Source organism: Ruegeria sp. YTSC192 (assembly GCF_059609705.1).
The window spans coordinates 86,944-102,337 of sequence record NZ_JBXWMG010000012.1; the positions used below are offsets into that span (position 1 = coordinate 86,944).

Genomic DNA, 15,394 nt, shown 5'->3' on the forward strand with positions numbered 1-15,394 from the left:
AGCGCAGGATTTTGTCAAATCACCCCCCAAATTGCGATAAAATTGCCGCCAAACCCCTAAGAAAGGCCGTTTTTCCGCGGTTACGTTGCATTCATCGATTTCGACGACTATCTGAACATGCATTGAGGTAAGGTGTTTTCCGAGCGGCAGAATAATGAAAGCGCAGTTGCAGAAAATCTGGGATGAGGTCGGACGACCCATGATACAGCGACCCAAGCGCGTGCAGGTGGCCGCCCTTTGCACGCGTCAGACCAAATCGGGCCCCGAGGTTCTACTGGTGACCAGCCGCGACACCGGGCGCTGGATCATTCCCAAAGGCTGGCCGATCGACGGGCTGGACGGTGCCGGAACCGCCCTGCAAGAGGCCTGGGAAGAGGCCGGCGTGCATGAGGCCAATGTCGAAAAAGAGCCGGTGGGTCATTTCACCTATGACAAGGTCCTCAAGGACGGTGCGGTCGAGCCCGTGTTGACAAGCGTATATCATCTGCGCGTGACCAAACTGCTGGATGACTTTCCCGAGGCAGATCAGCGTAAACGGAGTTGGGTGACACCGAAAATTGCCGCTGAGCGTGTCGGTGAGCCTGAACTCAAAGCCCTGCTGCGGCATCTATAAGGGTCAAGCTGCGTCGTAGTTGTCCTCAGGCTGTGAAACCTGTAGGAACCGGCGTCAACCTTTTGGACCGCAACAAACCCATGTCGAACGCGAATTCAGAACCGCGCTGGAAGGCGCTGGATAACGACTTGCATCGGATTTCGCGGGTCGAGGCGGCAAATGCGCATGTCGCCCGCCCCTTGCTGGCACCGGGCGTCGCGTTGGCTTTCATGGCGCTGGCAGGACTGACAGCAGCGGTTCTTTTCGGACAGGCAGATGGCAGCGTGATCGTCGTCGCGGCGGCGGCGTTCGGGGCCTATATGGCGATCAATATCGGCGCCAATGACGTGGCCAACAACATGGGCCCAGCCGTGGGTGCGAACGCCCTGACCATGGGCGGTGCGATTGCCATCGCAGCCATTGCCGAAAGCGCGGGCGCCTTGCTGGCGGGTGGGGATGTGGTCTCAACCATCTCCAAGGGGATCATTGAACCGGCCTCGGTCCAGAACAGCAATGTGTTCATCTGGGCGATGATGGCGGCGCTGATCTCATCGGCCATGTGGGTCAACTTTGCGACCTGGCTGGGCGCACCTGTTTCGACCACCCATTCTGTTGTGGGCGGCGTCATGGGCGCAGGCATAGCTGCTGCAGGGCTGAGCGCGGTCAGCTGGGGCACCATGGGAGTCATTGCTGCCAGCTGGGTGGTCTCTCCGGTTCTGGGCGGAGCGATTGCCGCCCTGTTTCTGGCGCTTGTAAAAGCCAAAATCCAGTATCAGGAGGACAAGATTGCAGCCGCACAGCGCTGGGTCCCGATCCTCGTCGGACTGATGGCCGGTGCATTCGCTACTTATCTTTTGGTGAAGGGTCTCAAGAAGATCGTTGCGGTTGACCTGAACATGGCCGTGCTGATCGGTCTGGGCGCCGGTCTTCTGGCATGGGCCGTGACAGTGCCTTGGGTGCGCCGCCGCTCGCAAGGGCTAGAGAACCGCACGCGGTCGCTGAAAACCCTGTTCGGATTGCCACTGGTAATTTCTGCGACCTTTCTCAGCTTTGCGCATGGAGCCAATGACGTGGCGAATGCGGTCGGCCCTCTGGCCGGTATTGTGCATGCCGCCGAGTTCGGAGATTTTGCCGCAAAGGTCCCTATCCCCACATGGGTCATGGTGATCGGAGCCTTCGGGATTTCATTTGGTCTGTTCCTGTTCGGGCCGAAGCTGATCCGAATGGTGGGCAGTCAGATCACCAAGCTGAACCCGATGCGTGCCTTCTGCGTCGCGCTGTCTGCGGCCATCACCGTGATCCTGGCCAGTTGGTTGGGGCTGCCGGTCAGCTCGACCCACATCACCGTGGGTGCCGTTTTTGGCGTGGGTTTCTACCGTGAGTGGCATTCCGATCGACGTCGGGCAAAGTCCAATCGCCAGCGCCCGCCCGAGCAGCGTATGGCGCGGGAAGAACGTCAAAGACGCAAACTTGTTCGCCGATCGCATTTCATGACCATCGTGGCCGCTTGGGTTGTGACCGTTCCGGCAGCAGCTGTTTTGTCCGCCGTGATTTTCTGGATGCTGACCGTGTTTGGATAGGCTGGGGATTTGCGAGGCTCTGCCTCGCGCTCCGGGATATTTTTAGCCAGATGAAGAACGGATCAGGGTCTGATCTGGGCCGGGCGCATGGGTTCTGTGGGGGTTGCGCGGATCAATTCAGCGACCCGGATGTTGATTGGGGTTGGTCTGTTTAGAGACTGGCCAAGACGGATGATTTCGCCTTGCAAACTGTCGATTTCCGTTGGCCGGCCGGCGCTGAAGTCATAGGCCATCGAGGTTCGGGCGCTGGGGTCGATGGTCAGCATTTTAGAGGCGATGCGCTTGAACAGGGGTGTCGGCAGGCGCAGGACATGCGGCGTCATCCACACGGGCAGCGGAGTGGTCGAGGCGACCGGGTGACCGGCAGCTTTCAGAACCGAAAGTGCTTCGGCCATCTGATCTGCCATCAGGCGACGCCAATTGCGGTCCGTCAGTTGTTCGACCAGAGTGACGCCCGATAGCGCATTCAGTGCGTTGTTGAGGTTGATGACAAGCTTGCCCCATTGAACAGCTTCGATCTGGTCGCTCTCGGTGATTGGAAGCCGGGCGCTGGTCAGCTGCCCGGCCAAGGACCCGGGGCCCGCTTGGATGACGATATCCCCGGACGTGGCGCGGTGGTAGGTGGCCGGGCCGTTTGGAACCACGTTGAAAGGAACCATCCCCGCGCGGACATCGTGGTTGGTCAATGCGGCGCGCAGGGTTCGGGCGTTCTCCATCCCGTTTTGCCAGGAAAGGACGGGGGTCGATTGCGACGCCTGCGAAGCAATCATTGCCGCCATGTCTTCGGTCGCGCCCGACTTCACGGTGACGATGATCAGATCGGCTTTGACCAGACAATCGGGATCTGTGCTGAGCGTCAGCGATGTGGCCGGAACTGTGCGATTGAAACCCGAGAAATCGGTGACCGTCAGCCCCTGCCCTCGGATCGGGTCCAAGACGCGGGCGCGGCCCAGCAGAGTGACCGTATGGCCGGCATCGACCAGCAACGCGCCACAATAGCAGCCGATACTGCCCGCACCTGCAATGACGATCTTCATGGCGCTCCCTCCGTAACGGGAAGGATCACCGGGTTGGCGTGTCGGGGCAAGCCCGGCGCGAGATAACGTGGCGTTCAGCGGGCCAGCCGGGGTTTGGTACGCTCCTGTTCCGGTGAAATCGGTATGAACTCCTGATCATCGCCGGGCGGCAAGTGGAAGGCTCCGTTCGCCCAGTCGGCGTTTTTCCATTCCCGCGTGGCGTGTTCGATCTTTTCCTTCGGCGAAGACACGAAGCTCCACCACATATAGCGTTTTTCGTTGAGGGTCGCGCCGCCCGGCAACATAAGCTTCGCTCTCATTGGCCCGGCTGCGACCGAGAGCTTGTCGCCCGGACGGAAAACCATCATGCGACCGGCCTCGAATTTATCACCTTCAATCTCGACCGAGCCTTCGGTGACATAACGCACACGACGCTGGTTTCCCTGACGATCGTCGGAAGAGTTGTGCATGCCATGCTGATCGAGGGCACGATGGAGATCATGACCAAGACAGCCCTGTGCGTGTTGGTGCTATTGGCGAGCGGGCGGGCGCTCGCCAAACTTCGCGTTTGGGAGGTCAGAAGACGGGCTTAGACGCCCAGACACCACCGCATCACTGCTTTCTGGGCGTGAAGGCGGTTCTCTGCCTCATCAAAGATAACCGAGTTCGGGCCGTCCATGACCTCGGAGGTCGCTTCTTCCTCGCGGTGAGCGGGCAGGCAGTGCATGAACAGCGCATCCGGTTTGGCATGGGACATCAGCTCGGTATTGACCTGATAGGGGCGCAGCATGTTGTGGCGACGCTCTTTCGCGGATTGGCTGTCATGCATCGAGACCCAGGTGTCGGCAACCACCAGATCTGCGCCCTCGACGGCCTTGTAGGGATCACGCTCAACAACGACTTGCGAGCCTTTCTGGCGGGCAAACCCCATGAATTCTTCCTCGGGGTCGAACTGTGCCGGGCCGGTGAAGGTCAGGTCAAAGCCGAATTGCCCTGCCGCGTGCAGGAACGAAGCGCATACATTGTTGCCGTCGCCGGTCCAGACCACCTTCTTGCCCGCAATCGGGCCCCGGTGTTCTTCGTAGGTCAGGATATCGGCCATGATCTGGCAAGGATGCGTGCGGTCGGTCAGGCCGTTGATCACGGGCACGTCCGAGTATTCGGCCATCTCAGTCAAGACGGTCTCATCAAAGGTGCGGATCATGATCATATCCACATAGCGTGACAGGACACGGGCGGTGTCGGCGATGGTTTCGCCATGGCCAAGTTGCATGTCCTTGCCGGACAGGACCATGGTCTGGCCGCCCATCTGGCGCACACCGACATCAAAGGACACGCGCGTCCGGGTCGAGGGCTTTTCGAAGATCAGTGCAACCATGTGGTCTTTGAGCGGCTGTTCCTCATCCAGCGCGGCTTTTGGAAGCCCAAGGCGGGCCTGTTTCATTGCGCCTGCCTGATCAATCATGCCGCGCAAGTCGGCCGCGTCGGTTTTGTGGATATCAAGAAAGTGGTTCATATCATTTCGCTTTTGGCTGGGCGGTGAGTGGGGGCCAGCCCCCACACCCCCGAGGTATTTTCAAACAGAAGAAGGATCAGGCAGTTGCCAGATTGGCTTCGATTTGCGTTGCGGCCTTGTCGAGGTGGATCACCGCCTGGGCAATATCATCCTCGGTCAAGGTGAGCGGTGGCAGCAGACGGATGACGTTGTCGGCGGCCGGAACCGTGATGACCTGGTTGTCGTAGCCCGCGTTGACCACGTCGATATTGGTCGCTTTGCATTTCAGACCCAGCATCAGGCCAGCGCCGCGCACCTCTTCGAAGACCTCGGGGTGGTCGGCGACCAAACCTTCGAGTTTCTGCCGCAGCAAGCCTGCCTTGCGGTTGACGCCTTCCAGGAAGGCGGGCGTGGCGACCTGATCGATCACGGCGCAGCCAACAGCGCAACCCAGCGGGTTCCCTCCATAGGTCGAGCCATGGGTGCCTGCGGTCATGCCGCTGGCGGCCTCTTCTGTGGCCAGAACAGCACCCAGAGGGAAGCCTCCGCCGATGCCTTTGGCGACCATCATGATATCCGGCGTGATACCCGCCCATTCGTGGGCGAACAGCTTGCCGGTGCGGCCCACGCCGCATTGAACCTCGTCGAGGATCAGCAGAAGGCCGTTTTCGTCGCAGATCTGACGCAAGGCTTTGAGTTCGGCGTCGGGAACCGGGCGGATACCGCCTTCGCCCTGCACCGGCTCGATCATGATTGCTGCGGTGCTTTCGCTGATGGCGTTGGTGACGCCGTCGAGGTCTCCGAACGTGAGATGCACGAAGCCGGGCAGCAGAGGGCCAAAGCCCTTGGTCATCTTTTCGGACCCGGCGGCGGCGATACCAGCCGAGGACCGGCCATGGAACGAGCCGTCGAAGGTGATGATCTCGACCTTTTCGGGCTGGCCTTTGTCATGGAAATACTTGCGGGCCATTTTCACCGCAAGTTCACAGGACTCGGTGCCCGAGTTGGTGAAGAATACTGTGTCGGCAAAGGTGTGCTCGACCAGCTTGTCGGCCAGCGCCTGCTGCTGCGGAATGTGGTAGAGGTTCGAGACATGCCACAGCGCGTGCGCCTGCTCGGTCAGCGCGTTCACAAGTGCCGGATGCGCGTGGCCCAGCGCGTTCACCGCGATGCCCGCTCCGAGGTCCAGAAAACGTCGGCCATCCGCCTCGGTCAGCCAGGCGCCTTCGCCCTTCACGAAAGTCAGGGGCGCACGGTTATAGGTCGGCAGAACGGACGGGATCATCGGATCATCCTTTTAAGATAGCTTAAGCCCTGTGAGTGATACACCGGGGCCATGGTCGTCAACTGATTTGGTGAAGAATGCGCGGATTTGGTCAGCGCAAATAGATCAAACGGGCCGGTTACGCGGTCAGGCGTCGGCGTCGGAGGCGCAGGATATGTGCGGTTTTGATCATGGCCGCTGATATAGCGGGGTTCGATCTGTCTGGGAAGACCAATAATTGGAAAGCCCTGAAATTTCACAATGAGATGAGAAGCCGCCGTTTCACGCTTGCTATTTCATTTCTTGTGGCGCACCGCTTGACCATGACACCTGCACCCCAGAACCCACCTCTCGCGGCCCTCTTGATTTTTGCCGCCAGCGCCCTGCTGGCGGGTACAACCTTGCTGGCCAAAGCGTTGGGAACAGACACGCTTGGCCCGGCGTTGCATCCGATGCAGATCAGCCACGGGCGGTTTCTGTTTGCCTTTGCAGTGATCGTGACTGCCACGGCTGTTCTACGCCCGGCGCTGAGGCGCCCGCATTGGGGGCTGCATATTGGCCGCACAAGTTTCGGATGGCTGGGGATCACGCTGATGTTTGCATCCGTTGCTTATATCCCGATCGCAGACGCCACGGCGCTTTCCTTCCTGAACCCGGTTTTTGCGATGGTTCTGGCCATCCCGCTTCTGAAAGAAGGTGTCGGCCCGTGGCGTTGGCTGGCCGCAGCAGTGGCTTTGGCCGGGGCGCTGATTCTGTTGCGCCCGACACCCGCCAGTTTCCAACCAGCCGCTCTGTTGGCCCTGACGGCGGCCGCAGTGATCGGGATGGAGTTGATTTTCATCAAAAAGCTCTCGGGCCGCGAAATTCCGATCCAGATTCTGCTGGTGAACAACGGAATGGGCCTGACCATCGCCTCGGTCGCGGTGATCGCCGTATGGCAGGCGCCGACCACCGCGCAATGGGCGGCGCTGGCCGGAATCGGAGGGCTGATGGCCTGCGCGCAGGCCTGTTTCGTCAACGGAATGGCCCGCGCCGACGCCTCATTCGTTGCGCCCATCAGCTATGCCACATTGATCTTCGCGGCGCTCTACGACTTTGCGATCTTTAGCGTGATCCCGGATCGGATCAGCATCATCGGCTCGTCTATCATCCTGACAGGCGCGCTGATTCTGGTCTGGCGCGAGACCTTGCACCGTCAGGCCTTGAGCCGATAGCCCGTCCGCAACATCTGCCAGGTCACCGCACCAACGAACAGCGTCGCCCCGGTGCAAACCGCCATACCCAGCCAAGGTGAGCTGTCGGACACTCCGATCATCCCATAGCGCAGACCGTCAATCAGATAGAAGACCGGGTTCAGATGGCTGAGCTTGTTCAGCACCGGCGGCAGCGCCTCGACCGAATAGAAGGTACCCGACAGGAAGGCCAACGGCGTGACGATGAAGTTGGTGATCGCCGCCATCTGGTCGAATTTATTGGCAAAAATCCCGGCAAAAAGGCCCAGCGCGCCCATAAATGCCCCGCCCAGAATGACAAAGACCAGGGTAATGAACAGGTTCTGCGGCGCAATCGACAGAAACACCAGAAACGCGAGGGCCACGACACAGGCAATCAGAATGCCGCGCGCGATGCCGCCTGCAAGATAGCCCAGCAAGATCTCTAGCGGGGACAATGGCGGCATCAGAGTATCCACGATGTTCCCCTGCACTTTCGAGATCACCATTGAGGACGAGGTATTGGCAAAGGCATTCTGGATCACCGTCATCATCATGATGCCGGGCGCCAGAAAGATCAGGAACGGAACACCCATCACGTCAGGCCGACTTGGGCCGATGGCAATGGTGAAGATCAGCAGGAACAATCCAGCCGTCACCAACGGGGCCAGCAAGGTCTGCGTCCACACCGCCATAAAGCGCAGGGTTTCGCGTTTGGCCAGCGTGTAGAGGCCCATCCAATTGACCGCACCAAACCGGCGCGCGTCCTGATCCATAAGATTCTGCATGAGTGCCTCTTAGCTGATTCGAAGACCGCTTGTAACTCGGCCCGCAGTGATTAGAATAGGGCGCTGAGATGAATTCCCAAGGCGGCCCGAATCCGGGGCCGCTTTCCGCTTTTGAAAGGCAACCGATGTCCTGGACTGACGAGCGCGTAGAACTGCTGAAGAAAATGTGGGGCGAGGGCCAGTCGGCCAGCCAGATCGCCAAGGAACTGGGCGGCGTGACCCGCAACGCGGTGATCGGCAAGGTCCACCGTCTGGGCCTGTCCAACCGCGCAACCGGTGCAACCCCCGCCAAGGCCGAGCCCAAGGAAAAGCCGGCACCCGCGCCCAAGGCCGAGGCGAAACCAAAGCCCGCACCCAAGACCGAGCCCGCACGTCCCGCCCCTGCCCCTGCGGCCGAGGCGAAACCTGCCGTTCCCGCCCGTCGTCAGATCATCCCGGCCGGTCAACCTCTGCCGCCGCAGCCCTCGGCCAATGAGATCAGCCCCGAGGCACTGGCCAAGGTCAACGAGATCGAGAAAAAAGCCAAGAAGCTGACGCTGATGGAGCTGACCGAAAAGACCTGCAAATGGCCCGTCGGCGACCCCGCGACCGAGGATTTCTGGTTCTGCGGCCTGCCGGTTGAAGCGGGCAAACCGTATTGCGAGGCGCATGTCGGCGTGGCCTTCCAACCCATGAGCTCTCGCCGCGACCGTCGTCGGTGATTTGGAAAGCCAGAACCATATTTCTATTCTGGAATGTGGGAAGGGTGCGGGGTTTCTCAGAGCCTCTTATCGGAAGCGTTGCGAAGTCAAAACAACGCTAGGCGTAGCGGACGCTTACGAGAAAAACACCCTCGCAGCTTTCTGCAAGGGTGTTTTAGATGGGGGCATCGGGTGTGCGGACAAAGCTGCCGTTGCAACTGATCATATGATTGACCGTTTCCGCTTCCAGGCTCACTCCGTGCCACTGACTAGGCAATTGGATTGCAAATGCAGCCCTCAATAAGCATGGTCTTTGAACGCTCGGTCGAGAACTTGTACCAATGGTGCTTTTGGGAGGAATTGATTTATGTCGGAAGGATCATTGTTTGTGAGTTTGGACCCACCAAACTGGGAGAACACACGCGAGCAAGCACATCAGATCGTGGATGTCGCTATTGATCATACGCGGGACGTTCGAGATCGTCCTGTTTGGTCTGACATCCCAGAAGAGGTGCGCACGAGATTTCTGACAACTGCTCCGGAAGAACCGACACCATTGGGTGAGGTATTGGATGAGGTCAAAGAAACGGTTCTTAAGTATCCGATGGGCAATATCCATCCCCGCTTCTGGGCATGGTACATGGGCAGTAGCAATTTCACAGGAGCGCTCGCCGATTTCATTGCAGCGGTTCAGGGGTCAAATCTGGGTGCTGGCAACCACGTTGCTTCTCTGATCGACAAGCAGGTAGTCTCTTGGTTCCGGGACATGATCGGGCTGCCCAGTGGGTCTAGCGGTACTTTGGTATCTGGTGGTTCCGTTGCAAATCTCATCGGGTTGACTGTCGCTCGAAATGCACAGGCTGGCATCGATATCCGCGAGGAAGGCGTTGCCGCGATGCCAAAGCCTTTGCGGTACTATTGCTCCGATCAAGCACATAGCTGTCACCAGCAGGCTATGGAAACGCTTGGATTGGGGAACAAGTCCTTGGTCCGCATTCCTTCGAAGGCTGATCTGACAATGGATGTGTCCGCCCTGAAAGAAGCGGTCAGGACCGATATTGCAAACGGTCTGAAGCCAGCATGTGTTATCGCAACAGCTGGCACGGTAAACACGGGCGCAATCGACGACCTTGTCGCAATCGCTGAGTTTTGTGAGGCAGAAGGTCTTTGGTTCCACGTTGACGGATGTATCGGTGCGTTGCTTGCAATCGCGCCGGAGAACCGCTGGCGCGTTGCGGGAATCGAACGCGCTGACTCGGTCGCGCTTGATCCGCATAAATGGATGCACGCGCCGTTTGAGGTTGGCTGTGCACTCGTGCGGGACGAGTCAGAACATCTAAAAACTTTTTCCTTAACTCCAGAATATCTTGAGCGTGCAACACGCGGTCTCGCCGCTGCCGACTTCCTACACGAATATGGCATACAAACCTCTCGCGGCTTCAGGGCGCTCAAAGTCTGGATGTCATTGAAAGAACAGGGCCTGAAGAAATTCGGAAGGTTGATTGATCAGGATATCGACAAAGCCCGGTATCTGACCAAGCTGATCGAACGGACACCCGAAATTGATCTTCTGTTTCCAACGAACTTGAACATCGTGTGCTTCCGCTATGACACAGGAAACCAAAGCGAAGCGGAGTTAAAGGCAATCAACACCGAAATCATGCTGCGCCTTCAGGAAGAAGGTATTGCTGTTGTGTCCGACACGACCGTCAAACACAGGCACTGTTTGCGGGCGGCAATGAACAATCACCGGACTCAGCGCACTGACATTGAACTATTCGTGTCTTCAATCTTGAGGATTGGAGCGCAAATCACAGCAGAGGAATAGCGAACTGAAAGCCGGCGTTCGGCCTTACCGCAGCATCAGCCAAATTGGGTTCGAACCTGACATTGAGGTGTCGGTGATCTTGGAGCCGCGGGCATATGATCGGCATTCTACCGCGCCGGGTGTGATGGCAGATCCGGTTCAGGCTCCCACCCCGGCACATCTTCGGGCGCGACCGAGGCGTGCAAGTGTTCGGATTGGTCCCGACCAACCGTCCGTCTTTTGCGCAAAAGAAAAATCTTGCCCCATCCACGCCAGGTCCCAACCGAAGCACCCTGCGCGTTGGTTGGAAAACGCGCGCGCCATCCCTCCGGCAGCGGCAGACCGTGCCGCTCGGCCTTGTCCAGCATCCAGATGAGAGAGAGATTGCTGAGAGGGCGCGCCTCTTCATAGCCGTTCAACTGACCACCCACATCGCCATGGGTGCCCCGAAACCAGACCTGTTCGACATGGCCTTTGAACTCGGGCGTGCATTTCCACAAGATCGGCTCATAGACCTCGCGGGTCTCGTTCAGGGCCATCGCGTGGTAGCCATGGCGGATCGCGCGGCCCAGTTGATGATTGTGGAAGGCGTGCTTTTCCTCGGCCCAGCGCCATAGCAGCGGCAGGCGCAGGCCCAGTGCCTTGACCGTGTCCCAAACTCCGACCATCTCAATCGCTACATCCTCATGGCAGAATTTGCGGCGGAAATCGCGGGCGGCCGTGCCGCTCGGGTTGCATTCATAATGGCGGTAGGCCTGCTTGATGTTCCGCTCGGTCGCGTGTTCCGCCTGCAGCAGGCCGATCATGTCGATCACACCCGCAAGACTGCGAACACCGTAGGCCCCGCGCGAATATCCAATGAAGTAAATCCGGTCCCCCGGCTTGTAGCGTGAGGCCAAGTAGCCATAGGCCCGACGTATCTGTCGGTTGATGCCCCGCCCCATCATCACGTCGAGCGAGGATTTCCAGCTTTCCCACTGCACGCCGGCCTCATAAAATACAGAAATCTGAGACCCCATCTCACGACACAAGTGCAACGTCTGCCCAGCATGGGTTTCGAAGCCGGGTTCCAGTGTCGACATGGTCCCGTCCAGAATGACGACATGGCTGATCGGTTCGCGGTGCAGCACCTCGGCTGAATGCTCGGAGCGTAAGGGCCGCCCGAGCCATCCAAGTACCTTTCTGCTTAACCGTGACAGAATCATGCGTCAGCCACTCCTCCAACCTGCGAAGCGCATATGGGATGCTCCATTTGCGCGGCGTGTATCTGCGGCCAAGGCCGCATGCACCGAGTTCCGCCACCGGCGCCCCATTCGACCCCTTTATGGTGCGCTGCCAAAAACTGCAGCGAGGTATATTCAATGATGGGCATCCTGCGCCCGAAGGGCAAGACACCCCCACCCAACGAAACCGTGAGCCACAGGGCGATCCCATCAAGGCTAGCCAAGCTATCGGGCATCATCATGACCAGGGGCCGCCGGCCAATCCAGCTTGTCACTGTGACCATGATATGTCTGAAAAGGTTACGAATGTTCAAAGGCATTCTACAAATCCCGACAGAGAACGAGATGCAGCCCTCATTCTGGTCGGACCGCCTCGTGACCGTCTAACAACTATATCGGATCGCTCCGGCTTATGTCTGTGTCCTGTTTCACGGTCGCATCTCGGGGCGCTTGATGCGGAAATCAGCGCAAAGCCTTCCCCTTTGGCGATCCTTTCGCTATTGCACGCACTGACCCGAGATTGATGACGCAGGACGCACCCATGGCGATGGAAAAGACATTCAACGCGGCCGAGGCCGAGGCCCGCATTTACGAGGCCTGGGAACAGGCCGGAGCCTTCAAGGCAGGCGCGAACCGTTCGCGCGATGAAAGCTTTACCATCATGATCCCGCCACCCAACGTGACGGGCGCTTTGCATGTGGGCCACGCCTTCAACAACACTCTGCAGGACATCCTGATCCGCTGGCACCGGATGCGTGGGTTCGACACGCTGTGGCAGCCCGGTCAGGACCATGCGGGCATCGCCACGCAGATGCAGGTGGAAAAGATGCTGGCCGCCACCGGACAACCCGGTCGGCGCGAACTGGGGCGCGAGGCGTTTCTGGACAAGGTCTGGGAATGGAAGGGTGAATACGGCGGCACGATCATCGAGCAGCTGAAGCGTCTCGGCTCCTCCTGCGACTGGTCGCGCAATGCCTTCACCATGGCTGGCGCGGCGGGTGATCCGCGTACGGGGCACGAAAACTCGGCCAATTTCCATGACGCGGTGATCAAGGTCTTCGTCGACATGTACGAAAAGGGCCTGATCTATCGCGGCAAGCGTCTGGTCAACTGGGACCCTCATTTTGAAACCGCGATCTCGGACCTCGAGGTCGAAAATATCGAAGTTGCGGGCCACATGTGGCACTTCAAGTACCCGCTGGCCGGGGGTGAAACCTATACCTACGTCGAGAAGGACGAGGACGGGAACATCGTGCTGGAGGAAGAGCGCGACTATATCTCGATTGCCACAACCCGTCCTGAAACCATGCTGGGCGATGGCGCGGTTGCGGTTCACCCCTCGGATGAACGCTACGCCCCCATCGTCGGCAAGCTCTGCGAAATCCCGGTTGGTCCGAAAGAGCATCGCCGCCAGATCCCGATCATCACTGATGAGTATCCCGATCCCGATTTCGGCTCGGGCGCGGTGAAGATCACCGGCGCGCATGATTTCAACGACAACATGGTCGCCAAGCGCGGCGGCATTCCGATGTACCGCCTGATGGACACCAAAGGCGCAATGCGGGCCGATGGTGCGCCTTACGCGGAAGAAGCGGACAAGGCGCAGGAATACGCGCGCGGACGTGAGTTCACCGAGAACGAAATCGACGCGATCAACCTGATCCCCGACCACCTGCGCGGCCTCGACCGGTTCGAGGCGCGGGCGAAGGTGGTGGAAGAGATCACGGCGGACGGTCTGGCCGTGATGACCCGCGCCGACAATCCGGTTCTGGGCGCCAAGCTGGGTGAGGATGACGACCCGGAGGCACTGGTCCCACTGGTCGAGAGCAAACCGATCATGCAGCCCTTTGGCGACCGCTCAAAAGTGGTGATCGAGCCGATGTTCACCGACCAATGGTTCGTGGACGCCGAAAAGGTTGTTGGCCCCGCGCTGGATGCGGTCAAGGACGGCACGGTCAAGATCATCCCCGAGTCGGGCGAGAAGACCTATTACCACTGGCTGGAAAACATCGAGCCCTGGTGCATCTCGCGCCAGCTGTGGTGGGGGCATCAGATTCCGGTTTGGTATGGCCTCGATCTCTCGGCTGAGAACTTCAAGGACGACGAAAACGACGGCGACCTTGATCTGGTCGAATTGGGCCGTTTGCTGAACGAAGGCGGCATGCTGCACCGTGGCAATGTCATGGAATGTGCGGCGAGCCTTGAAGCCGTCACCGAGAAATTCCTCGACGACAACGCAAACATCCCCAGCCCGTTGAGCCACGCGACGGTTATCGAAGTCGCCGACAAGCAGGAAGCGATCCATCAGTTCGCTGAAAGCCTTGCTCAGTACGCAGTCGAACAGGACCCGACCAAGCTGGTCTACCCGGTTTGGCGCGACCCCGACGTCCTCGACACGTGGTTCTCCTCCGGCCTCTGGCCCATCGGCACGCTGGGCTGGCCCGAACAGACCGAGGAACTGGAACGCTACTTCCCCACGGACGTTCTGATCACCGGCTTCGACATCCTGTTCTTCTGGGTCGCCCGGATGATGATGATGCAACTGGCCGTGGTCGATCAGATCCCGTTCCACACCGTCTACCTGCACCAGCTCGTCCGTGACGAGAAGGGCAAGAAGATGTCCAAGACCACCGGTAACGTCATCGACCCGCTTGAGATCGTGGACGAATTCGGCGCCGACGCGCTGCGCTTTACCAACGCTTCGATGGCGGCGATTGGCGGTGTGCTGAAACTGTCCCGCGAGCGCATCACAGGTTACCGAAACTTCGGCACCAAACTTTGGAACGCCGTCCGCTTTGCCGAAATGAACGAGGTGTTCACCGACGCCGTCCCGCAACTGGACGTGGCCGACCTCAAGCCCAAGGCGGCCGTGAACCGCTGGATCATCGGCGAAACTGCCCGCGTGCGGGCCGAGGTCGACGCGGCGTTGGAAAGCTATCGTTTCAACGATGCCGCGAACGGGCTATATGCTTTCGTCTGGGGCAAGGTCTGCGACTGGTACGTGGAACTGTCGAAACCGCTGCTGCAAGGCGACGATGCCGAGGCACAGGCGGAAACCCGCGCCACCATGCGCTGGGTTCTGGATCAGTGCTTGGTCCTGCTGCACCCGATTATGCCTTTCATCACCGAAGAGCTGTGGGGCCTGACCGGCAACCGCGTGAAAATGGTCGTCCATGCCGACTGGCCTGCCTACGGCACCGAGCTTGTCGATGCGGAGGCGGATCGTGAGATGAACTGGGTGATCTCGGTGATCGAAAACACCCGTTCGGCGCGCGCGCAGATGCGGGTTCCGGCTGGCCTTTACGTGCCGATGCTGGTGACCGAAATCGATACCCACGGACAAACTGCATGGGACCGGAACGAGACGCTGATCAAACGTCTCGCCCGCATCGACAGCCTGACCAAGGCAGATGAGTTGCCCAAAGGCACCATCTCGATCGCCGCCCCCGGCGCGTCCTTTGGCCTGCCGCTGGCGGATATCATCGACATCGGCGCTGAAAAGGAACGGCTTGAAAAAGCCAAGGGCAAACTGGCCAAGGAACTCGGCGGTCTGCGCGGACGCCTGAACAACCCCAAATTCGTGGCCTCGGCCCCGGAAGAAGTGGTTGCCGAGGCCAAAGCCAACCTCGCCGCCCGCGAAGAAGAAGAGGCGAAGCTGAATGAAGCCCTCGCCCGTCTGGCCGAAATCGCCTGATCTTCATCTTTTCACAAATACTCAAATACAAACCCCTCCGTCAA

General features: G+C 59.3%; 12 protein-coding genes. 6 read left to right on the forward strand and 6 right to left on the reverse strand.

Features of this window, described 5'->3' with window-relative positions; genetic code table 11:
* Positions 1 to 154 precede the first annotated feature (154 nt).
* Both AC2FD8_RS16500 and AC2FD8_RS16505 read left to right on the forward strand, forming a co-directional pair.
* Positions 155 to 613 carry an NUDIX hydrolase gene (locus tag AC2FD8_RS16500; RefSeq protein ID WP_496857908.1) on the forward strand — a complete coding sequence of 153 codons (459 nt, stop codon included), beginning with the start codon at positions 155 to 157 and terminating at the stop codon, positions 611 to 613.
* An 80-nt stretch (positions 614 to 693) separates the two neighbouring features.
* Positions 694 to 2,172 (forward strand): inorganic phosphate transporter, encoded by a 1,479-nt coding sequence (locus AC2FD8_RS16505; protein ID WP_496857909.1) that lies wholly within the window; start codon positions 694 to 696, stop codon positions 2,170 to 2,172.
* Positions 2,173 to 2,234: 62 nt separating this feature from the next.
* Here the strand turns inward: AC2FD8_RS16505 and AC2FD8_RS16510 are convergent, their stop codons facing one another.
* From AC2FD8_RS16510 to AC2FD8_RS16525, 4 genes are all read right to left on the reverse strand, one after another.
* Positions 2,235 to 3,209 (reverse strand): 2-dehydropantoate 2-reductase, encoded by a 975-nt coding sequence (locus tag AC2FD8_RS16510; RefSeq protein WP_496857910.1) that lies wholly within the window; start codon positions 3,207 to 3,209, stop codon positions 2,235 to 2,237.
* A 74-nt stretch (positions 3,210 to 3,283) separates the two neighbouring features.
* Positions 3,284 to 3,658 carry a pirin-like C-terminal cupin domain-containing protein gene (locus tag AC2FD8_RS16515; RefSeq protein ID WP_496857912.1) on the reverse strand — a complete coding sequence of 125 codons (375 nt, stop codon included), beginning with the start codon at positions 3,656 to 3,658 and terminating at the stop codon, positions 3,284 to 3,286.
* A 119-nt stretch (positions 3,659 to 3,777) separates the two neighbouring features.
* The gene (gene argF, locus AC2FD8_RS16520; protein ID WP_496857914.1) at positions 3,778 to 4,704 is read right to left on the reverse strand and encodes an ornithine carbamoyltransferase; all 927 of its coding nucleotides are present in this window, start codon (positions 4,702 to 4,704) and stop codon (positions 3,778 to 3,780) included.
* Positions 4,705 to 4,780: 76 nt separating this feature from the next.
* Positions 4,781 to 5,968, reverse strand: a complete 1,188-nt coding sequence (locus AC2FD8_RS16525) for an aspartate aminotransferase family protein (RefSeq protein WP_496857916.1) — start codon at positions 5,966 to 5,968, stop codon at positions 4,781 to 4,783.
* A gap of 302 nt (positions 5,969 to 6,270) precedes the next feature.
* On the opposite strand from AC2FD8_RS16525, the gene AC2FD8_RS16530 reads away from it, so the two are divergent.
* The gene (locus tag AC2FD8_RS16530; RefSeq protein WP_496857918.1) at positions 6,271 to 7,161 is read left to right on the forward strand and encodes a DMT family transporter; all 891 of its coding nucleotides are present in this window, start codon (positions 6,271 to 6,273) and stop codon (positions 7,159 to 7,161) included.
* Here AC2FD8_RS16530 and AC2FD8_RS16535 read toward each other — a convergent pair.
* Positions 7,143 to 7,946 (reverse strand): ABC transporter permease, encoded by an 804-nt coding sequence (locus AC2FD8_RS16535; RefSeq protein WP_496857919.1) that lies wholly within the window; start codon positions 7,944 to 7,946, stop codon positions 7,143 to 7,145. The two genes, AC2FD8_RS16530 and AC2FD8_RS16535, sit on opposite strands and share 19 nt — an antisense overlap.
* A gap of 125 nt (positions 7,947 to 8,071) precedes the next feature.
* Here AC2FD8_RS16535 and AC2FD8_RS16540 point away from each other — a divergent pair, with 125 nt between their 5' ends.
* Both AC2FD8_RS16540 and AC2FD8_RS16545 read left to right on the forward strand, forming a co-directional pair.
* Entirely contained in the window at positions 8,072 to 8,647 is a 576-nt protein-coding gene (locus tag AC2FD8_RS16540; RefSeq protein ID WP_170445228.1) for a GcrA family cell cycle regulator, read from the forward strand.
* Positions 8,648 to 8,993: 346 nt separating this feature from the next.
* Entirely contained in the window at positions 8,994 to 10,454 is a 1,461-nt protein-coding gene (locus tag AC2FD8_RS16545) for a pyridoxal phosphate-dependent decarboxylase family protein (RefSeq protein ID WP_496857921.1), read from the forward strand.
* A 107-nt stretch (positions 10,455 to 10,561) separates the two neighbouring features.
* Here AC2FD8_RS16545 and AC2FD8_RS16550 read toward each other — a convergent pair whose 3' ends face one another.
* Positions 10,562 to 11,638 (reverse strand): T6SS phospholipase effector Tle1-like catalytic domain-containing protein, encoded by a 1,077-nt coding sequence (locus AC2FD8_RS16550; protein ID WP_496857923.1) that lies wholly within the window; start codon positions 11,636 to 11,638, stop codon positions 10,562 to 10,564.
* Between the two features lie 559 nt (positions 11,639 to 12,197).
* On the opposite strand from AC2FD8_RS16550, the gene AC2FD8_RS16555 reads away from it, so the two are divergent.
* Entirely contained in the window at positions 12,198 to 15,350 is a 3,153-nt protein-coding gene (locus AC2FD8_RS16555) for a valine--tRNA ligase (protein ID WP_496858024.1), read from the forward strand.
* Positions 15,351 to 15,394 lie beyond the last annotated feature (44 nt).

Coding starts and splice junctions, on each gene's coding strand:
- AC2FD8_RS16500 (WP_496857908.1), top strand. CDS start 155: ATGAAAGCGCAGTTGCAGAAAATCTGGGATGAGGTCGGACGACCCATG.
- AC2FD8_RS16505 (WP_496857909.1), top strand. CDS start 694: ATGTCGAACGCGAATTCAGAACCGCGCTGGAAGGCGCTGGATAACGAC.
- AC2FD8_RS16510 (WP_496857910.1), bottom strand. CDS start 3,209: ATGAAGATCGTCATTGCAGGTGCGGGCAGTATCGGCTGCTATTGTGGC.
- AC2FD8_RS16515 (WP_496857912.1), bottom strand. CDS start 3,658: ATGCACAACTCTTCCGACGATCGTCAGGGAAACCAGCGTCGTGTGCGT.
- argF (WP_496857914.1), bottom strand. CDS start 4,704: ATGAACCACTTTCTTGATATCCACAAAACCGACGCGGCCGACTTGCGC.
- AC2FD8_RS16525 (WP_496857916.1), bottom strand. CDS start 5,968: ATGATCCCGTCCGTTCTGCCGACCTATAACCGTGCGCCCCTGACTTTC.
- AC2FD8_RS16530 (WP_496857918.1), top strand. CDS start 6,271: ATGACACCTGCACCCCAGAACCCACCTCTCGCGGCCCTCTTGATTTTT.
- AC2FD8_RS16535 (WP_496857919.1), bottom strand. CDS start 7,946: ATGCAGAATCTTATGGATCAGGACGCGCGCCGGTTTGGTGCGGTCAAT.
- AC2FD8_RS16540 (WP_170445228.1), top strand. CDS start 8,072: ATGTCCTGGACTGACGAGCGCGTAGAACTGCTGAAGAAAATGTGGGGC.
- AC2FD8_RS16545 (WP_496857921.1), top strand. CDS start 8,994: ATGTCGGAAGGATCATTGTTTGTGAGTTTGGACCCACCAAACTGGGAG.
- AC2FD8_RS16550 (WP_496857923.1), bottom strand. CDS start 11,638: ATGATTCTGTCACGGTTAAGCAGAAAGGTACTTGGATGGCTCGGGCGG.
- AC2FD8_RS16555 (WP_496858024.1), top strand. CDS start 12,198: ATGGCGATGGAAAAGACATTCAACGCGGCCGAGGCCGAGGCCCGCATT.